Below are 18,956 nucleotides of genomic sequence, written 5' to 3' on the forward strand. Positions count from 1 at the left end.
TGAATAATTAATCAAACGTTTGATTTAAGTGTGAAATGGGCGCTATGCATCAGGGATTTCCCTCACTACGTTAAAGCACTAGCGTGGCGGGGGACAGGTGTCTATTTAATCCAAGTGAGGAATGGTGCTCATTATTTCTGCCATAGTGAAAGATATACACGGGACGTGGGGAGAGGTTACTTGCTCGTCTTTCTGGAAAATATCTATCAGATTATACTGTTCCTCGTGTAGGGAATATTGTTCTAAAATACCTGTCTTAGGTTCTACTATCCAATATTCGGGAATGTGGGAGTTTGCATACGTATCTAGCTTGTCAATTTTATCCCGTTTTAATGTAGATGGGGAAAGGATCTCTACAACAAGATCGGGAGGCCCTATTACACCGCGATTGCTTAAAATATTCATTCGTTCTCGGTGAACAAGTATAAGATCAGGCTGTCTTACTTCATTATTAGCCAATATGACATCAACAGGAGCATATAAAATAATATAATCTGATTCACAGCTTTTAGCAATATCTTTTTGCATCTGAAAGCTGATCATCTGATGAGTCACGGTTGGCGCTGGGCTCATCAATTCTAATTTGCCATTAACTAGTTCATAGCGATTGCCGTCATCAATGGAAGCATAGTCATCATAGGTGAGGTTGCTTTCTTTTATTAGATCTGTACTGGAGTTTTGCTGATGGCTGTTCTTTTTATCACTCACTTTTACACACCTCCGATTTTTCGTTTATCGTAGTTTAACGAAAACCCCACTGAACGAAGTTTTATTTCATAATAGTATATCATAACGTTTAGGCTCCTGCTATCATAAAGCGCTCCCATAAAGCGCTCCCATAAAGCGTCTCTCACCATCACTGTTAAAGCGGAACCTAAAACACTTAATCATGCAGATTCATTTAAAATAATACCTGGGACAGCAGGGATACTTATTCCACTCGAGGAGGGGCAGTTCAACTGTCCCTCTGTCCCACGGAGTCACCTTTAATGAAGCGCCACAATCCGTTAAAGACATTAGCATCATATAAAGATATAAAGAGAACTAGTATAATCGGACCAATGACAAGTCCAATTAAACCGAACAGCTGTAAACCAGCAAATAGAGAAACTAGAATAGCCAGCGGGTTTAACTTCAAGCTAGATGATAATACTTTCGGTTCTGCAATCTGGCGGGCAGTTACCGTGGAAGCATAAAGAATGAGCAGGCCGAATCCCAGAAAAATATCTCCCGTGAAAAAGCTGTAAATACTCCAGGGAATCAAAATAAGTCCTGGCCCAAAATAGGGGATTAAATCGATAATCCCAAGGATAACGGCAATCGTTATTGCTTGATCTACTTGGAGTATCAATAATCCAATCAGGCTGATGATTGCAGTAAGCGTCATCAAGATAATCTGTGATTTCAGGAAACCAAATACTTTTACTTTCAAGTCAAGAAGTACATGCATGGTTTTTTTTCTGAAAGTCAATGGGAGCTTGTCCTTGTACATTGCTGCATAGCCTTTTGAGTCTTTACTTATAAAATAAACAGCCAACATCGAAAATATAATAACGGTAAATGTAATAGGAAGTGCACCGACAAAAGCGGAAATTCCATTAGCGATTCCCTGACCGAAATTTCCAAGTGTAGCAGCTACATTGCTTCCAATAATTTGGATTCCCTCCTGTAATGCTTGTCGCTGTGAAGGCTCTATATTATCAAGCAATCCAATGCCCTGATCCCATAGTGGAAAGATATATTGGTTAAAATAGCTTTGTACATTACTGGATATTTGTTCAATTTGCGATGGTATGTAATCCGATAAATAATGGATTCCATCAATCGTCTTTTTAACTAAGATTGTCACGAATCCACCGACAATTCCGATGAGGAGAAGAATGCTTGTCAACACAGCAATCGGTCGTGGAAAGTGTGCATGCTTTTCCAATAAGCGAATTATTGGATTGATAAGGAATGCAAACATAGCTGCAATAAGGAAAGGATAAGTAAGCCTTAAGAAGTGAAAAAGTAGAAAAAGTCCAATGACAGTAAGCAATAGTATAAGCAATATACGAAAGATCATTTGTATGATTGGATGGTTCACGTTAAGGCACTCCTCTCATTTAATGGATAGAACAAGTAGAATGTCAAGTCTGAAATCTAACTCAATATTTCGCACAAAAACTATAAAAATTTTTCGCCTCAAGTCATCAGATAACCAAGGTTATGCTTTCAAAAAGGCAACAAAAATTAATTGATCAGGAGTCAATTTGTTTCTAGTCCTGTTACCTTCATTTTATCATGTGAAGTTGTAAATATATACTTTGCTGTATTCGAAATTTCACTAAAGGCTCCTTTCTGAATCGGTTTATCCCTGTTTTATCGTAGTTTAACGGGCAGCCAATCATCAATGGATACTTCACCAATAATAATGAAAATGGTTTATTTTCACGAGAGTTAGCCCTTAAGAGTGTGAAGTTGGGGTCGTTCATAAGTAGGTAAATCAGTAAAAGTTTTTGCGTAATATATTGCATTTTACACAGAAAAGGCGTATCCTAGATTCTATTAATATATTGCATATTGCTTATATGAAATTAGTCTTTCATGAGCATATTTATACATCTTAGGGGGAACTTTTATGGGCGACAAACTATCTTTTTCTTCATATTCCGTAATTGGGGTCATGTTGTTCGCGTTATTTTTCGGAGCTGGAAATCTGATTTTTCCGGCAGAGCTTGGTCAAAATGCCGGAACGAATTTATGGCCGGCAGTGGTAGGTTTTTTGATCACCGGAGTTGGATTACCTTTACTTGGAATTTTGGCGATGAGTTTTTCGGGTAGCCGTGATTTACAGGAGCTTTCAAGCAGAGTTCATCCCGTCTATGGCATCGTCTTTACCTCTTTGCTCTATCTGACGATTGGGCCCTTTTTCGCAGCTCCACGTACAGGTACGGTTGCGTACGAAGTTGGCATCATGCCGTTTGTAAGCGAAGGGAATGCACAAATTGGATTATTCATTTTTACATTGCTGTTTTTTGTAGTAACTCTTTTGTTTTCATTAAAGCCTGCTAAGCTTGTTGATAATGTGGGGAAAATATTGGCGCCTGGGATTGTTGTTCTGCTTGGTATCCTTTTACTCATGGTCGTCATGCAACCAATGGGATCTATTGAGCCTCCGCAAGAAGGTTATACAAGCGGAGCGTTCATGCAAGGTTTCTTAGAAGGCTATAATACGATGGATGCGTTGGCTTCCCTGGTTTTTGGTATTATCGTTATTAATGCAGTTCGATCAATGGGTGTTACTTCTAAAAACGGAATATTGATGACAACAGCTAAAGCGGGTATTGTTGCCACTTTCTTACTAGCAACCATCTATGTGGGGATTGCCCTTCTTGGAGCAACGAGCACTTCAACTTTTGGAATATTTGAAACTGGTGGTCCGGTTCTTAGCAACGCAGCATCTTATTATTTCGGTACACTTGGATCCATATTATTGGCGATCATTATCACGCTTGCTTGCTTAACAACAAGTATTGGTTTAACAACAGCCTCTGCACAATTTTTTCACACATTAATACCAAGATTCAGTTACAAAGTATTTGTCATTTTCTTTGCGAGCCTAACGTTTATGATAGCGAATTTCGGATTGGCGAACATTATCACTTATTCGGTTCCTGTATTAATGTTCCTGTATCCATTGGCAATTGTTTTAATGCTTTTGGCATTCCTGTCACCTTTATTCAACCATGCGCATATGGTGTATGTTTCAGCAATAACGGTTACATTTCTAATCAGTACTTTTGATGGATTAAAAGCATTGTGCGATTCCCTTGGTATAGATTATTTCACATGGATGCAGCCCATTGTTTCCTTTTATGAAAACACACTTCCTTTATATAACGAAGGGCTTGGTTGGTTGCTCCCTGCCATAATTGTTACGGTAATTACCGGCATAATCACCCGTGTACGTAGCGTAACAGCAGCACATACATAAGCCAAAATAAAAGCCGGTACCTCCCGTCTAAAGAGGTACTGGCTTTTATTTTTCTTTATTATTCTTTTTATAAAATTCATCAATCGAACGGAGCCAATTTTCTTTCATAACTGGTGATACGCTTTGTTTGTCAAGGTTTTTCATTAAATCAATGATGGTCTTATGTTCGTCTATTGATTTCTCCGTTAAGACAATCGAATTATGAAAAAATAATCTTCTAACATGTGCTTGGAGTGCGTCCACTACGCTTGATATATACGGGTTGTTTGCGGTATCAACAATGATTTGGTGAAATTCCTCATCTGTTTTTAAAGCAGCATAATAATTTTCTGAACGGATGGCTTGTGCAAATTGGTTATTTGTATTTTCGAGTATATCAATAATGTCATCCGTTAGGTGGTTGATCGCCAATTCAGCGGATAAGGACTGTAATGCCGCTAAAGGGGGGAGGAGGTCATTAATTGATTCTTTCTCAACTTCCGTTACCTGTGTTGCTTTACCTGGATACATTTTCACAAATCCATGTACTTCAAGTATTTGCAATGATTCACGGACTGGGGTTCTGCTGACACCTAACGCGTTAGCGAGCTCCATGTCATTTAACTTCTCACCTGGAAGCAGTGTCCCGTCAATAATCCATTGCTGAAGCTGGTTGTACGCATTTTCCTTGGCAGATTGACGGATTGGCTTTGAATGGTCACTTGGGATTGGCATTATCCTTCATCCTCACTCTCAATTTATCGCAGTTTAACTGGCAGTAAAACCCCCACTGAATGGAGTTTTACTTTATACGTATAGTTATAGTATACAAGAAAAAGGGAGAGATTGATATACAATATATTACGTTATGTTTATTTGCTTCAAATTGCCGCTTTGAAAGCATTGATCACACGTTTGATTAAAATGTATTTCGTATATAACAGTCTATCATCATAATGGAGAGGCTACATGCATTTCCTGTTGATCGTGAGAATCTTGGGCCAAGTACGATCAAAATCCCGAGAAGATTACTAGCAGAAAATAAGGTGGTAGGCATTTTCCCAAGTGGTACAAGAACTAGTGAAGAAACCCCATTGAAGCGAGGCGCGGTTACAATCGCTAGCCATTCCAAGGTTCCAATCGTTCCTGTGGCTTATGTTGGGCCGAATACTGTCGGCGACTTGGTCAAGCGTAAAAAGCCGCGAATTATCTATGGTGTGCCAATTATTTACAAAGATAACCAACCAAAAAAAGAAGCGATGGAAATCATGATGGAAGAACGAAACAGGGAACTAAAACATTTACGGAATGAACTCGAGTCAGTGGCTGAGCAGATTTGACATAGTCTATAGTTTCATAAGCCCCGTTTTTGGCAAATGGGAAAGTATAAAAACTTCCCTATTTGCATAAGCGCAACTAAGGCATTCACCGAAATCCGTTGTGAATGCCAAGTTTTCTAATAATTGTAGTTGACCATTGTGGTCTAAAGTGCTACACTTTAATCGACCGGGTTGGTCTATTTAGAAATAACAATGAATATAAAATTATAAAGGGGGAGTTGGTGGCTATTACAAAGACATTTAAGAACCTCGACGAAAGTAAACAAAAAAGAATTTTAAATGCAGCGCTTAAAGAATTTGCAACGAACGATTATGAGCAGGCTTCAACGAACCGGATTGTGAAAAATGCTGGAATAGGAAAAGGCATGCTTTTTTACTATTTTCAAAACAAAAAAGAGCTCTATCATTATTTAATCGATTATGCAATCAACATTATGATTGATGAATATTTCAGTCTTATTGATACAAAGGAATCTGACTTTGTAGAGCGTTTGAAACAAATTGCTCAAGTTAAATCAACCTATTACTATAATCATCCAGACGTCAGTAATTTTATAGGAAATATTTTCTTGGATGATCAAGCGCAACTACCGGAAGGGTTGGAAAATAGATTGCAAGACTTACAAATAAGAGGATATTCTCTTTTATATGATGATGTGGATACAAGTTTATTCCGGGATGATGTCGATGTAGAAAAGATCTATAAGCTTATTCGTTGGTCGATAGAGGGGTACCAGAATGAATTAATGAATTCCTTTAAAGGTCAGAATATATCATTTATCGACTTAGAACCATACTGGGAAGAATTCGATGAATATCTGGAAATTTTAAAAACAAGTTTCTATAAACAAGAGGGGGAGTTCAAATGAGTGTGCTGCAAGTAAATAACCTAACAAAGAAATTTGGGAAATTCACAGCATTAGATGGAGTGAATATTGAAGTAAATGAAGGGGAAGTTTATGGTTTCATTGGCCCGAATGGTGCTGGTAAATCAACGACCATTCGTGTGTTGCTCGGTATTTTAAAGGCAACAGAAGGGGAAGCAAAGGTTTTTGGCAAGGATGTGTGGGCAAATGCGGTTGAGATACATAAGCATATTGCCTATGTACCAGGTGATGTAAACCTATGGCCCAACTTAACAGGTGGGGAAGTTATTGATCTATTTGTGAAACTGCGTGGTGGGAATAATAAAAATCGACGCGAGGAATTGATTGAGAAATTCAAGTTAGATCCAACCAAAAAATGCAGAACCTATTCCAAAGGGAACCGGCAAAAGGTTGCGTTAATCGCTGCTTTTTCATCAGATGCAGATCTCTATATTTTAGATGAACCGACATCAGGCTTAGATCCATTGATGGAGCAGGTTTTTCAGGATTGTGTCATGGATGCGAAAAGGGCAGGGAAAAGTGTCCTGCTTTCCAGTCATATTTTATCGGAAGTAGAAAAGCTATGTGATCGAGTCGCCATTATTCGAGAGGGTAGCATTATTGAAAGTGGCTCATTAAAAGAGTTACGTCATTTAACGCGTAACAATCTGCTAGTTGAAACAAAACAAGCCATTACTGCTTTAAATGAGTTAAAAGGTGTTCATGCGATTGAAGAACAGGAACAAGGCCTAGCATTTCAAGTAGATACGGAAGAAATGGACGCGGTTATGAAGCATATCAGTCAATTCGGTATTGTGAAATTGGAAAGCGCACCACCGACATTGGAAGATTTATTTATGCGTCATTATGAAGGCGGGGAGCAAAAAGAGACAGGAGCAGGAGGTGCATCCTAATGGCAGATAATATGAAAAAAACCGGTGCACTTTCCCGTTTTATTATAAGACGGGATCGCATTCGTATTCCATTATGGTTAATCGGAATTGTCTTTTTTACATTGATAGTGCCGATTGCTTTTACAGATTTATACCCTTCACAAGAAGACAGAACAGGTATGGCTGAAACAATGGAAAATCCAGCGATGACTGCAATGGTGGGTCCGGGTGATTTAAGTAATTATACCATTGGTGCGATGACGGCACATCAAATGTTGCTTCTTACAGCAGTTGTTGTTGGGATAATGAGTATTCTGCTTGTGACTCGCCATACACGAGCAGATGAAGAAGACGGGCGTATCGAGATGGTTCGTTCCTTACCGGTAGGACGATTATCTAATCTAAATGCAACTTTATTTGTTTTAGGGATAACGAATGTGATTTTAGCACTAATCACTGGTTTTGGATTATATGCATTAGGGATCGAAAGTATGGGCATGGAAGGGTCTCTACTATATGGCGCAGCTTTAGGGGCAACCGGTATCTTTTTTGCTGGGGTAACTGCCCTATTTGCCCAGCTTTCAGAAAACTCCCGTGGTACAACTGGTTTTTCCATAGCAGTACTCATTATCGCCTATCTTGTTCGTGCTGTTGGCGATGTAGGTAACGAAGCATTATCATGGATCTCTCCTTTAGGCTGGGTGACACAGACAGAGGCTTATGCCACGAATAATTGGTGGCCAATTGTATTGATGCTTGGTGTATCTATCATTCTATTTATTCTTGCTAATTATTTGAATGCTGTTCGCGATTTGGAAGCGGGATTTTTCCCAGCAAGGCCAGGCAGAAAATATGCATCCTCATTTTTACAAAGTCCAATAGGGCTAGCGCTAAGACTACAACGGACTGGGATAATCGCTTGGGCTATTGGTATGTTTGTGATGGGGATTTCTTATGGATCCATTATGGGTGATTTGGAATCCTTTTTTGCAGGCAACGAGGTAATGGAACAAATGCTAATGGAAGAGGAAGGGTACACATTAACAGAGCAATTTATTCCGATGTTAATGATTATCATGGCATTACTCGCCACGGTACCTCCCATCATGGCAATGAATAAACTGTATGGGGAAGAGAAAAAGAATCGCATCGAACATCTGCTTGGAAGAGCTGTTTCACGCACCAGGTTGATGGGTAGTTATGTGGTTATCTCCATTGTGAATGGATTTATTATGCTTTCACTTACGGCCATTGGTCTATGGGCTGCGGGAGCCGCTGTTATGGAAGATGGGTTTGCTTTTGGAACGATATATGGAGCAGCCCTGGTATACTACCCGGCAATGCTTGTCATGATTGGTTTAGCTGTATTGCTAATCGGTTTTCTTCCAAGGTTGGCTAGTCTCATTTGGCTCTATGTATTTTACTCTTTCATCGTTCTTTATTTAGGAGGATTATTCCAGTTCCCGGATTGGGTCGGACAGCTCTCACCATATGGACACATTTCGCAACTACCCGTTGAAGAAATGGAATGGGTGCCGGTTGTCATTCTGACGGTAACTGCTGTTGTGCTGTTGGTTGTTGGATTTATTGGGTATAGGAAGCGGGATATGGAAGGGTGATAGGATTACTGAAGCTTAGTTAATAAGAGTTTTATTCATGTATAACTCAAACAGTTATCCATTTATTTTCATTAAAGAGAGTGTCTCATAAGAAGTTAAATCGACTTATGAGACACTTGCTATACTAAGCAGTAAAACTTCTTACTCCTTTTTCAACGTATATCCTATAATTCCGAATAGTAGAGTTACTATACCAACAATTGTAGCTTCTAAGAATACATTTAAATTATCAAAGTTATATGTGATAACCATTGTTGATAATATAGCACCAACTACTGAGAATAGAAGAATAAGTAAGAATTTCATATTATCACCGCAATTTCAAATATTTGTTTATTTCTTACTGTAGGAACAGCTCTGGGCTTTGAGGACTTAAGTAATTAATTCTGATGATTATAGGTACACCAGACGTGTACGTATTAATAACCGCTCCAGCTGCTGCGCCAATTGCGGCTCCGTGAGCAGCATTCATTTCTAGGTAATAGTTGACGGCCTTAAGTTGTTCAATAATTATATCATATTCATTAGGAATCTCTTGAAAATCTACTGTAAGATATTCTTTTTGAACATGTCATTACATTCCTCCCTATGAAAGAAACTATGTCTTGAACAATGTGAAATGCTATTAATAATTTTTTATATACAACCATCCTCATAAAAAAAGAACATTAATACTATCTATTTGCATCAATTATTGTCATCAGAGCAATTATTGAAATAAACAGTATGAGTAGTATCACTCCAAATTTTACCTTCCCTTTTTTCGTGAGCTTATTATTTTCATCTAAATCGTTTTTAAGAAATAAGTATGTTATAAAAACAAAAACCAATAATGCACCGACAAAATATAGACTGCTCATTTACCCACCTCGTTATTTTTAAATTTGTACTCAATTACGTTTTGCGACAATAATAAAAATCGAAAAAATTGTAATCATAGAGAAGCCGGTTAAAAGACTCAACACTTCTGTAGATGTAAGAGTAAATAAATTCGTTTGCAAAACAATTGTCAACACAAGAGTAAAACCGATTATTGCTGTTAGAGAATATTGCATCGCTTTTTGTTTAATATATTTCGTCCGTTCATCCTTCTGGGAAACTTGAGGTTGAAGATAACCAATTGCAAAACACATGTATGTCATGCCACCCCAAGGCAAAGTTTCAACCAAAGAAAGTGTACTAGTCATCAACGAAATAACGAGCATTACAGAAAAAATTAAAAATAAAAGAATACCAAATGAATAAAAAAATCTACCTGACACCATATTCATACACCCCTTCCTTTTATTTATTAAAGAAATCCTTTAATTCTTTTTCATCCAAAGAGAAGATACTCTCCACTGATGTATTAAATGTTTTTGCGATGATTAATGCTAATGGAAGGGAAGGATTATATCTTCCTTTTTCAATGGATAGAATGGTTTGTCTCGAAACGCTAAGTTTTATTGCCAATTCTTCCTGTGAATAACTATGTTTGTTCCTATAAAATTTTAATTTGTTTTCCAATTACTCCTCCCCCCTCATCTGTCTTTCTAATTATAACGTAAAGCAAGCTGTACGTAAAGTTCATTTTACATTGTGAGTCTATCAATTATCTACAGGAAATATCTTATCTTTTAATTGAAGTGCTTGTTTAAATGCAATTGAATTTTTAAAAACAAACGGGGTTACGGAAGAACAAGCGTATATGTTACTTAGCTCTGCTCCTGCAAAAGGACATTTAGCTGGTGTGGTAGATATACCAAATTCCTGTTGTACTGTTGCGCTGCCAAAAGATATATTCGAGAAAGATATCTTACCCAAGTAAATTGGAGAAATAAAGTATGGCAAATCACACGTTTTTTTGTGAAGGATGCGGCGAATTCACATTGTGGTATCAAGGCATTCGCGGAAATAAACAAGAAGCAAATTGCCCTGATTGTAAAACTTTGGCAAAGCGGATGTTCAAACCTCCAATTACATTTCGAATGGATAGTCAGGTAAAAGGCAGGATTGAGCGTGGGATGGAACCCAGAGTAGTGAGGAAAGATGACATGCCGAAAAACAGGAATAAAAAGCAGGGAGTTTCGCGGCCGTGGCAAGCGGGACATTAATTAACTTTTTTGGTGTCTATCAGAGTGACGTAAAATTGGTCGCTCTAGTAGGCACCATTAATTAATTTATTCAGGTTCATCAGAGAGGGATTTACAATGATTAAACTGTTTTTAATTCTTCAATCCATTCGTTTCGCTTCGACCATTCAAGTACCTCTATAGAATAGTTTCGAAACGGTTCGATAAATCCTTCTGTTACAGGTTTATTTATATCATTAGCAAGTACAATGAAGTCTGATTTTTTTCGCATATCCCTTACATCTATCCATGAAAATAATGGATCTCTATAATTTTCCGAACCCGGCGTGTTAATTGCTTTTATTAATTTTTCACTTTTATTTTTTGATCGTGGCAATGCAAAATCGAAATTTTGGGGTTTCCCTGAAGTTCCTGTGAAATTTGAGCCTTCGATAAATGGTACATCATGTTCCTCAAAGAATTCTGCAATTTCCTCAGTGAAAATACTAATTACGGAATTTCTGGATGTGAGTAACATATCGGAGATTCGTAACATGCACTGGATTAACCTGTGTTGTTTTTCGGGATATTCATTCACATTACTAAAAGCAACGAAAAGTTCTCCCGTTTTTTCATTATGGTTCACTCCAAATACATTTAAGGAGGTTTTAAAGAAGTCATTTCTTTTTTGCGAACGCTTTATTTCAATGCCCAGCATGTCTAGTTCATTAAGAATATAACCATCATCCGTTATTCTAAAATGGTTGCTTCCTTCTTTGATAAAATACAATTGGATAAAATCATGGTGCATATCAACAAATGGTGTTGTTATTTCAATAAAATCATTGAAGCTTTCCAAGACTAATCTTTTATTATTCCACTCATCATATACCTTTTTTAAATTATCAATCATTGATCATGCACCTCCCAATTAATTTTTATAGTAATTCAATTTGTTCTTCGTATGTATAGTCATTTATATTTCCGACATTACAGCGCTCTAAAAACTTTGTTAATAAAGTGACCATATCTTCTAATTCTTCCCTTGATAAGTACATCTTAGCATAATTATGTTCTAGCGGATAGGCAATGCTATCACCGTATTCGGGGTGAGCAATATGTATATGAGGGCAAGGAATTGTTTGTCCGGCTAACTCGTATGCACCTGGTGGATTTTGGTGGGGCGGACCTACTAAATCTAGCCTTAATAATACTTGATCTTTATGTTGTTGTTCTCTTAATTGGAGTGTGCATCTTTTTTTTAACCTTCCTTTCCGATTAACATCAATCCAAAAATAAAAAAGACTACTTTTTAGTTCGATTTTTGTAGCGTTACCTAAAGGTGGTATGTTTATTTTGGCGGGTTCATTAATGATCTTTTTTAAAGAAAGGATCATTTCATTTATAGTTTTTAGCTCCATTGTATTCTCCTTATAATAAATTCAACAATACCCAAGAAATTTTACTGAGGATTACTGGTGTGCGGCGAAGCATTTCTTGTATTTAGAAAATTATAACACATATTGAAGGAATTTACGAAATTGAAATTACCAAGACTATTAAACCTCGTTATGATAAGCGCTTCATAGACTTTGTTGTAGACCGAACAGATAGTAAAAACTTTTATATGAAAATGCTGGAAGATCAAGCGCTGATGAACTTCGTGAGGGAACGTATGAAGGAAGATGTTTATCATGGATTGCGTGATCGAGGGTAGGCGAAGTAGCCAGCTGGTACGAGAGGTTTTTCAGGAAACCAGTAGTGACTTGTACCTGAAATCATGTTACACTTACGTTTGCGATGAGCTGATTTGTGTAAGACGAAGGATGAGGCAATTCATGTGGATGTGAACACATGGTCCTTCGCCACAAATTTCGTAAAGGCACCTGTACTTAAATGTATAGGTGTCTTTTTTATTTTTGATGAAACAGTATTTTTTAACTAACACCCTTCCGTAACACATTAGTTTGCCCATATAGCTCACTCTATAGTAAAATACGTATAACAATAAGCTCGTCTGGTTCTATTATGTAGGGAGGAATATTTCATGTCTGAAAGAAAGTCTATGCAGAGTTTAGCTAATTTAGAGAAAGCGCTTGGAAGACTGGAAGAAGCTCTGAATGAAGACGATAACAATAGTTTGTATATCGATGGCACTATCCAACGTTTTGAATTTACATATGAGCTTTTTTGGCAGTTAAGAAAGTCTAAAAACTTCCTTACTGCATAAGTGCAACTAAGGCTTTCGCCATAAAGCTTGGCGATAAGCCAAGTTTTCTAAGAAAACGCTAAAAAGATTACTTGAAGAAGAAGGTGTCGAAGCCAAAACTCCAAGGGAAACATTAAAACAGGCCTATACAATAGATTGGATTCAAAATGAACATACCTGGTTACAAATGCTGCGTGATAGAAATGAAACCTCCCATGTATATGATGAAGAAAAGGCAAGAAGTATTTATGAGAATATCGTTGGTTATTTTCCTGAAATGAAGAGGACTTTTATGCTTTTAAAAGAAAGGTATTTACTGGAGGTCATTGAAATGGATAAATTTATGAAAAGAGCAGTTGAACTTGCTGTAGCAAATGTTCGAGACGGTGGACAGCCGTTTGGTGCAGTACTTGTGAAAGATAATAATGCTATAGCTGAAGGTGTGAACGAACTGCATGAGACATATGATGTCAGTGGACATGCGGAGCTGCTGGCAATTCGACGAGCACAGAAAGAATTGCAAACGAATGATCTATCAGGCTATACCATGTACGCAAGCGGGGAGCCCTGCCCGATGTGTTTAACGGCGATGTACTTTGCTGGGATTGAAAAGGTTCTTTACTGTGCTTCACTTGAAGATGCGGTTGAAGTGGGGTTAGGGAAGGCGAAACTGATATATGAGGACATGCAAAAGCCGAAATCAGAACGAGCACTATCAATGATACAGATGCCATTGAATGAAGGGCAAGAAAATCCAATGAAATTATGGGAAGAGCGAAAGTAGAAGGAGGCTGTGTCCCTAGGTACCTTAATGTACCTAGGGACAGCCTCCTTTTTAGATCAATCCAATAACTTTACATAATTGATACAGCTCATGAACCCCATGAAATTGGCTGCGATTTCGTATATTAATGCCCACCAGCGCATCTTCAGTTACCTTTTTTGCCTGTTGAATGCTTTGGTGTTCAATTGCTTTTACGACAGGCTTTATATTCTCTAGATAATGAATCAAGTTTCGGAGTGCACGAATGACAAGGATTTGCCGCAGATGCACCCGGTTAAATGTCCGATAACCATTTTCTGGATTGCGGGTTGGGGTGATTAATCCTTCTTTTTCCCAGTGCCGAATTGCTGATGGCGGTACGTCAGCTAATTTGGCCACACCCCCAATGGTCATCTCTTTCTTCGTTTGTTTTTCATTAATATCTATTAAATTTGGGTTCTGGAGGAGTGTGAGTGTCTGGTCGGTTAGAACTTTTTCCTGTTGTAGATCCGCCTGTTCTTTATTAACAATCCAAAATGCTTCGTCTACTTCTCCGCGTTGTATGTGCTTCATTATCTTTTTAGTGATCCCCATATCAAATCCCGGATACATCGCTCGAATGCAGCGAAAATAGGCAACGTGTTTTTCTGTATAGAGGCGATAACCATTTAATGCTCTTTCTGGAATAGGTACGATTCCCCAGGCTTCATAATGGCGCAAAGCACTTGTTGTGATATTCAATGATTTGGCAATATCGATTGGTTTGTAGTACATCTATTATTTCACCTCACCGTTTGGTTGAACTATTATAACACCTTCTAAACATTATTAAAAATCCTTAAAGTGCCGTGACGAGTAAGCAGGATAAAAGGTTGCTATTACAATCACATTTTCATACAACACTAGCACTTGCATTAGTGTTGTATGATGGGTTAGTAAGGCTAAGAAGAAAAGCAGGAGGTATTCAAATGACAGATATAATCACAATCAAAGGTGCCAGGGAAAATAATTTGAAAAATATTTCACTGGACATCCCTAAGCATCAACTGGTTGTTCTGACAGGCCCATCAGGCTCTGGGAAATCGACGCTTGCACTGGATATTTTGCAGCGGGAATGTCAACGTCAGTATATGGAATCCAGCGGCATGGCCTCGGATACATGGAGTAAACCAAAAGTAGAATCAATTGTTGGATTATCTCCATCTATTGGTGTCGGGCAGCAAATTACAAATCGAAATCCTCGTTCCACGGTAGGAACCGTTACGGATATGTATACGTATTTGCGTCTTATCTATGAAAAGTTGGGAGAACGTACTTGTCCAAAATGTCAAACGAAGGTCAAACCTCAGCTTGAAAACAAAGAAGTTCACATTTTTGAAGAAGTTCCAGATTATACCGAATACGTTTATTGTTCAGCTTGTAACCATGAAATGGAAAGATTATCAAGATCTCATTTTTCCTTCAATAAGCCAGAGGGAGCTTGTGAGACTTGTGGAGGACTTGGGGAAGTGGCCGAAATTAATACGAAGGCAGTATTTAATGAGGATTTTAGTATAAGTGATGGAGCAGTGCTTGTCTGGTATGATTCCTATATGAAATACCAAGTAAGCATATTAGAAGTAGCAACTAAATACTATGATATTCCATTTGATGCCGATCTTCCATTGAAGGAGCACAGCGTAATTCTAAGAGACCTTTTATATTATGGAGTAGAAAGTGAAATTTTTTCTGCGCATTTTCCAGATATTAAAGCCCCTAAAACAGTTAGTACAGGGAAGTTTGAAGGAGTACTAACCGGAATCTGGCGAAGATACAAAGAAAAAGACGGAGATACAGCCGAGGCTGCACTCTTTTTCAAAGAACCATGCCATAATTGTGATGGTGAACGGTTAAAGGAAGCAAGCAGACTTGTAAAAGTGGCGGGTTCAAGCATTACCGAAATTGCGCAAGCGTCGTTAAAAGAAATGCTTGAATGGCTGACTAGTCTTCAAGGTAAAATCGTGGAAGACGAATCGATCATCGAGACAGTGCTGCATGATTTGATTGTTAAAGTGACAAGGGTAATTGATGTAGGTCTTGGCTATCTTTCCATGGATAGACAGGCTGTATCGCTATCCGGTGGAGAGGCGCAGCGGCTGCGATTAGCTTCCATTCTCGGGTCTGGTCTTACCGGGGTACTCTATATTCTTGATGAACCAACCGCAGGCCTGCACCCGAAGGATACAAAAGGGCTAGTAAAAGTAATGCAGCAGCTTCGTGACTTAGGAAATACCGTCCTTGTTATTGAGCACAGTATTCAAGTGATGCAGGACGCCGATCATATTATTGATATGGGTCCCGGTGCTGGTCAGCTCGGCGGAACAATCGTCGGAGAGGGACGTTTACAGGAATTAGAGGGGCAGGAGGATTCCGTGACCGGGGCGCATTTGCGAGAAAGTAGCTTTATAGGCAAAAGCCGCCGTAAAGGTACAGGTCATCAACTGACCATCCACAACGCTTATAAGCATAATTTGAAAAATATAACCATTTCTCTTCCATTAGGTTGTTTTGTTACTGTTGCTGGCGTATCGGGATCTGGAAAATCAACTTTGCTATATGATCTCCTTGCATCGGGTATGAATGGCAATCATTATAGCGGATGTGAAAAAATTACTGGATTTGATGAAGTTGAAAAGATGATTACAGTTGATCAGTCTCCATTAAGCAGAATGCGCCGTTCCAATGTTGCTACATATACAGATGTGTTTACACTCATACGAAATCTATTTTCCAAATTACCAGAAGCGAAACAAAGTAACTTAACTGCGAAGGATTTTTCCTTTAATACTACTGGTGGAAGATGCAAGAAGTGCGAAGGCCTTGGCGTCGTATCGGTTGATATGCACTTTCTGCCTGACTTAGAAGCTCGTTGTCCTGCCTGCCATGGTAAAAGATTTAAGGATGAAATTTTGACCGTTGCTTATAAAGAACATACCATCTCCGATATTCTTAACATGAGTATTGAGGAGAGTTTACCGTTGTTCAATGATCAAAAGAAAATTTCAAAGATGATCCATTTGTTAAATGAGGTTGGACTTGGCTATTTGCAGTGGGGTCAATCACTTACAACTTTATCTGGAGGTGAAGGCCAGCGGATTAAGCTTGCAAAGGAATTGAGCAAACAGAATAATGGACACACCCTTTATATATTGGATGAACCATCGACGGGGTTGCATCCCAGCGATGTGAAAAAGCTTTTGGTGCTATTAAATAAGCTTGTTGATGCAGGGAACACGATTATTGTTGTGGAACATAACAGTGACATCATTGTTGACTCCGACTGGGTTATTGACATTGGACCAGAAGGAGGAGAAGCAGGAGGAGAAGCAGGAGGAGAAATTGTTGCAGAAGGGACACCCGAGGAAGTCGCTACTGTAAAAGCTTCTCATACTGGCGCTTTCTTAGGGGCCTTTTTCTAGGGATCTGTCCCCCAAACAAAAAACGTTAAATTACACTTGAACCTTACGTAAGGTCATGTATTATAGTGGACTTAACAATCTTGAAAGTAAGGGAAAGGAAGACAGTAAATTGGAAAATAAAATTGTTAAGACACTGATATATGATAAACAAGTTCGTTTATATTTTGTTGACAACACGAAATTAATTAATGAAATTTTGAGTCAGAGCAAGGTAACAAACAGACTACTTAAACTCATATTGGGAAAATCCGTATCTGTTGTGAGTTTAATTTCAGGAACCTTAAAAGGAGATCAAAGAATAAGTCTTCAAATGACGATGAGTGACCCCAAGTATAAAGTCTTTGCTGATGTTGATGCGAAAGGAAATGTACGTGGTTACCTCAATGAAGAATTACTGAAAACTTCTTTTGATGATATTAATAATGTATCGCTAGAATATTTTATTGGTCATAAAGGAACTATTCGTGTGATAAAGGGATCAGAAATGAATCAATTTACTGGCATTACTGATATGCCTTACGGAAACATTGTTGATGACATTTCACACTATTTCAAACAGAGCGAGCAGACTCAAACATATATAGGAGCCAATATTGAATTAGGAAATGATAATAGTCTTCTATTCAGTAAAGCTATATACGCCCAATTGCTTCCCGGTGCTCCCATCCATCTTCTTGATGAAGTAAAACACACCATTAATACGAATCAAGAATTCTTTAACCGCTTCGTAAATTTCAGGGCTAACAATAGTGAAAAAAAGTTGAGGAAACTATTTAAGGATGTAAAAGTGATTGGATATAGTCCAGTTCAATTTTTCTGCGGATGCTCAAAAGAAATGTTTTATGGGATGCTTCATTCATTAAGTAGAGACGATTTAAAGCAAGCGATTAATAAAAAAGAGCCTATTGATACGGTCTGTCAAATCTGTGGAAGGACATATAGCTTTGGCCAAAGCGAAATTCAAGAACTTCTTTAATTTATTACACTAAGTAAACGTCTAAAACTACATTTTTATAAGGAAGTGATGCGCATGAAAGAATACTGGAAAGTGGGAGAACTTGCAACACTAACGGGTTTAACGATAAGAACCCTTAGATATTATGATCAAATACAATTATTTTCTCCATCTCAATATACAGAATCCGGGCATCGTCTTTATACAAAACCAGATTTGACCAATCTACAACAGATTTTATCTTTAAAACAAATTGGTTTGTCTTTAGATGATATACAGGCTGTAATTATGAACAAAGAAAAAAATGCTGCTACGGACATCATAGAAACTCAAATAGATCGAATAAAAGGAGATATACAAGTTCAACAGAAATTACTATATGAATTAGAAAGTGCCCTTAAAACGGTACGTAGTAAAAGAGTGATGTCCGTAGAAGAATTAACAAAATTGCTAGGGGCAATGAAAATGAATCAAGAAAAATATTTTACAAAACAGCAATTAGACATTATGAAAAGCTATTATGTTCAAGCTGATGAAGATACTATAAAAGAGGTAGAGCAAGAATTTAAAGTGATTTTAAAAGAGATTCGTTTGGAAAAAGAAAAAGGCACATCTCCTAAGAATAGTAAGGTGCAAGAATTAGCAAAAAAATGGAGTAACATTGTCTACTCATTCACAGGAAGTGACCCAGATATACAGAAGCAAGCTGAAAAATTTCATGCTGAAAACCCTGGAAATGAATTACAGCACGGAGTAGACCATCAAATATATCGTTATATTGAAGCGGCTTTACAGGATAATTAATTACTAAGTCCGGGTGAAAAATTTTCCCGCTTTTTTCTAAATA

20 protein-coding genes and 3 pseudogenes are annotated in these 18,956 nt (G+C 37.9%); 13 read left to right on the forward strand and 10 right to left on the reverse strand.

All coding sequences use genetic code 11. The annotated features are described in order from the left end of the window. Nucleotides 1–105: 105 nt before the first annotated feature. The gene (locus tag OLD84_RS02590) at nucleotides 106–708 is read right to left on the reverse strand and encodes a Uma2 family endonuclease (protein WP_209461578.1); all 603 of its coding nucleotides are present in this window, start codon (nucleotides 706–708) and stop codon (nucleotides 106–108) included. A 247-nt stretch (nucleotides 709–955) separates the two neighbouring features. Beyond that, nucleotides 956–2,086, reverse strand: a complete 1,131-nt coding sequence (ytvI, locus tag OLD84_RS02595; RefSeq protein ID WP_209461579.1) for a sporulation integral membrane protein YtvI — start codon at nucleotides 2,084–2,086, stop codon at nucleotides 956–958. A gap of 534 nt (nucleotides 2,087–2,620) precedes the next feature. Between ytvI and brnQ the strand changes: the two genes are divergently transcribed. After that, nucleotides 2,621–3,976: a branched-chain amino acid transport system II carrier protein gene (gene brnQ, locus OLD84_RS02600; protein WP_209461580.1), complete on the forward strand. Its 1,356-nt coding sequence runs from the start codon at nucleotides 2,621–2,623 to the stop codon at nucleotides 3,974–3,976. A 45-nt stretch (nucleotides 3,977–4,021) separates the two neighbouring features. On the opposite strand, the gene OLD84_RS02605 is transcribed toward brnQ, so the two are convergent. Further along, on the reverse strand, nucleotides 4,022–4,690 hold the full coding sequence (locus OLD84_RS02605) for a GntR family transcriptional regulator (RefSeq protein WP_209461581.1): 669 nt from the start codon (nucleotides 4,688–4,690) through the stop codon (nucleotides 4,022–4,024). Nucleotides 4,691–4,911: 221 nt separating this feature from the next. Here OLD84_RS02605 and OLD84_RS02610 point away from each other — a divergent pair. The 4 genes and pseudogenes from OLD84_RS02610 to OLD84_RS02625 form a co-directional block, all read left to right on the forward strand. Then, nucleotides 4,912–5,295, forward strand: a pseudogene (locus tag OLD84_RS02610) (lysophospholipid acyltransferase family protein); the annotation flags it as partial. A gap of 221 nt (nucleotides 5,296–5,516) precedes the next feature. After that, entirely contained in the window at nucleotides 5,517–6,164 is a 648-nt protein-coding gene (locus OLD84_RS02615; RefSeq protein WP_319961836.1) for a TetR/AcrR family transcriptional regulator, read from the forward strand. Then, nucleotides 6,161–7,075 carry an ABC transporter ATP-binding protein gene (locus OLD84_RS02620; RefSeq protein ID WP_209461584.1) on the forward strand — a complete coding sequence of 305 codons (915 nt, stop codon included), beginning with the start codon at nucleotides 6,161–6,163 and terminating at the stop codon, nucleotides 7,073–7,075. The genes OLD84_RS02615 and OLD84_RS02620 overlap by 4 nt, the downstream gene beginning before the upstream one ends. Then, nucleotides 7,075–8,673, forward strand: a complete 1,599-nt coding sequence (locus OLD84_RS02625) for an ABC transporter permease (protein WP_209461585.1) — start codon at nucleotides 7,075–7,077, stop codon at nucleotides 8,671–8,673. The genes OLD84_RS02620 and OLD84_RS02625 overlap by 1 nt, the downstream gene beginning before the upstream one ends. A gap of 141 nt (nucleotides 8,674–8,814) precedes the next feature. Here the strand turns inward: OLD84_RS02625 and OLD84_RS02630 are convergent, their stop codons facing one another. The 4 genes from OLD84_RS02630 to OLD84_RS02645 all read right to left on the reverse strand — a co-directional run bounded on the left by OLD84_RS02630 (nucleotide 8,815) and on the right by OLD84_RS02645 (nucleotide 10,179). Then, complete coding sequence (locus OLD84_RS02630; protein ID WP_209461586.1) at nucleotides 8,815–8,979, reverse strand: hypothetical protein; 165 nt, start codon at nucleotides 8,977–8,979, stop codon at nucleotides 8,815–8,817. Between the two features lie 368 nt (nucleotides 8,980–9,347). Then, nucleotides 9,348–9,533: a hypothetical protein gene (locus tag OLD84_RS02635; RefSeq protein ID WP_209461587.1), complete on the reverse strand. Its 186-nt coding sequence runs from the start codon at nucleotides 9,531–9,533 to the stop codon at nucleotides 9,348–9,350. A gap of 30 nt (nucleotides 9,534–9,563) precedes the next feature. After that, nucleotides 9,564–9,938 carry a hypothetical protein gene (locus OLD84_RS02640; protein ID WP_209461588.1) on the reverse strand — a complete coding sequence of 125 codons (375 nt, stop codon included), beginning with the start codon at nucleotides 9,936–9,938 and terminating at the stop codon, nucleotides 9,564–9,566. A gap of 19 nt (nucleotides 9,939–9,957) precedes the next feature. Then, a complete protein-coding gene (locus OLD84_RS02645; RefSeq protein WP_209461589.1) occupies nucleotides 9,958–10,179 on the reverse strand; it encodes a helix-turn-helix transcriptional regulator in 222 nt (73 codons plus the stop codon). 118 nt (nucleotides 10,180–10,297) lie between these two features. Between OLD84_RS02645 and OLD84_RS02650 the strand changes: the two are divergent. Both OLD84_RS02650 and OLD84_RS02655 read left to right on the forward strand, forming a co-directional pair. Further along, nucleotides 10,298–10,480, forward strand: a pseudogene (locus tag OLD84_RS02650) (acetamidase/formamidase family protein); the annotation flags it as partial. Nucleotides 10,481–10,496: 16 nt separating this feature from the next. Continuing rightward, the gene (locus tag OLD84_RS02655) at nucleotides 10,497–10,766 is read left to right on the forward strand and encodes a zinc ribbon domain-containing protein (protein WP_209461590.1); all 270 of its coding nucleotides are present in this window, start codon (nucleotides 10,497–10,499) and stop codon (nucleotides 10,764–10,766) included. A gap of 100 nt (nucleotides 10,767–10,866) precedes the next feature. Here OLD84_RS02655 and OLD84_RS02660 read toward each other — a convergent pair whose 3' ends face one another. Together OLD84_RS02660 and OLD84_RS02665 are read right to left on the reverse strand one after the other, a co-directional pair. Further along, entirely contained in the window at nucleotides 10,867–11,637 is a 771-nt protein-coding gene (locus OLD84_RS02660) for a DUF1828 domain-containing protein (RefSeq protein WP_209461591.1), read from the reverse strand. A gap of 25 nt (nucleotides 11,638–11,662) precedes the next feature. Continuing rightward, nucleotides 11,663–12,145: a DUF6978 family protein gene (locus OLD84_RS02665; RefSeq protein WP_209461592.1), complete on the reverse strand. Its 483-nt coding sequence runs from the start codon at nucleotides 12,143–12,145 to the stop codon at nucleotides 11,663–11,665. 626 nt (nucleotides 12,146–12,771) lie between these two features. On the opposite strand from OLD84_RS02665, the gene OLD84_RS02670 reads away from it, so the two are divergent. The 3 genes and pseudogenes from OLD84_RS02670 (at nucleotide 12,772) to OLD84_RS02680 (ending at nucleotide 13,717) form a co-directional block, all read left to right on the forward strand. After that, nucleotides 12,772–12,954, forward strand: coding sequence for a nucleotidyltransferase substrate binding protein (locus OLD84_RS02670; RefSeq protein ID WP_264917268.1), 183 nt, complete (start codon nucleotides 12,772–12,774; stop codon nucleotides 12,952–12,954). A gap of 106 nt (nucleotides 12,955–13,060) precedes the next feature. Continuing rightward, a pseudogene (locus tag OLD84_RS02675) lies at nucleotides 13,061–13,162 on the forward strand (nucleotidyltransferase substrate binding protein); the annotation flags it as partial. 102 nt (nucleotides 13,163–13,264) lie between these two features. Next, the gene (locus OLD84_RS02680) at nucleotides 13,265–13,717 is read left to right on the forward strand and encodes a nucleoside deaminase (protein WP_209461880.1); all 453 of its coding nucleotides are present in this window, start codon (nucleotides 13,265–13,267) and stop codon (nucleotides 13,715–13,717) included. Between the two features lie 51 nt (nucleotides 13,718–13,768). Here OLD84_RS02680 and OLD84_RS02685 read toward each other — a convergent pair whose 3' ends face one another. Continuing rightward, a complete protein-coding gene (locus tag OLD84_RS02685; protein WP_209461593.1) occupies nucleotides 13,769–14,470 on the reverse strand; it encodes a MerR family transcriptional regulator in 702 nt (233 codons plus the stop codon). 194 nt (nucleotides 14,471–14,664) lie between these two features. Here OLD84_RS02685 and uvrA point away from each other — a divergent pair, with 194 nt between their 5' ends. The 3 genes from uvrA to OLD84_RS02700 all read left to right on the forward strand — a co-directional run bounded on the left by uvrA (nucleotide 14,665) and on the right by OLD84_RS02700 (nucleotide 18,913). Continuing rightward, a complete protein-coding gene (gene uvrA, locus OLD84_RS02690) occupies nucleotides 14,665–17,154 on the forward strand; it encodes an excinuclease ABC subunit UvrA (protein WP_209461594.1) in 2,490 nt (829 codons plus the stop codon). 109 nt (nucleotides 17,155–17,263) lie between these two features. Beyond that, on the forward strand, nucleotides 17,264–18,130 hold the full coding sequence (locus tag OLD84_RS02695; RefSeq protein WP_209461595.1) for an Hsp33 family molecular chaperone HslO: 867 nt from the start codon (nucleotides 17,264–17,266) through the stop codon (nucleotides 18,128–18,130). Between the two features lie 54 nt (nucleotides 18,131–18,184). Further along, entirely contained in the window at nucleotides 18,185–18,913 is a 729-nt protein-coding gene (locus OLD84_RS02700; protein WP_209461596.1) for a MerR family transcriptional regulator, read from the forward strand. Nucleotides 18,914–18,956: the final 43 nt, after the last annotated feature.

Origin of the sequence: Virgibacillus natechei (assembly GCF_026013645.1) — a bacterium.
GTDB lineage: Bacteria > Bacillota > Bacilli > Bacillales > Amphibacillaceae > Virgibacillus_L > Virgibacillus_L natechei.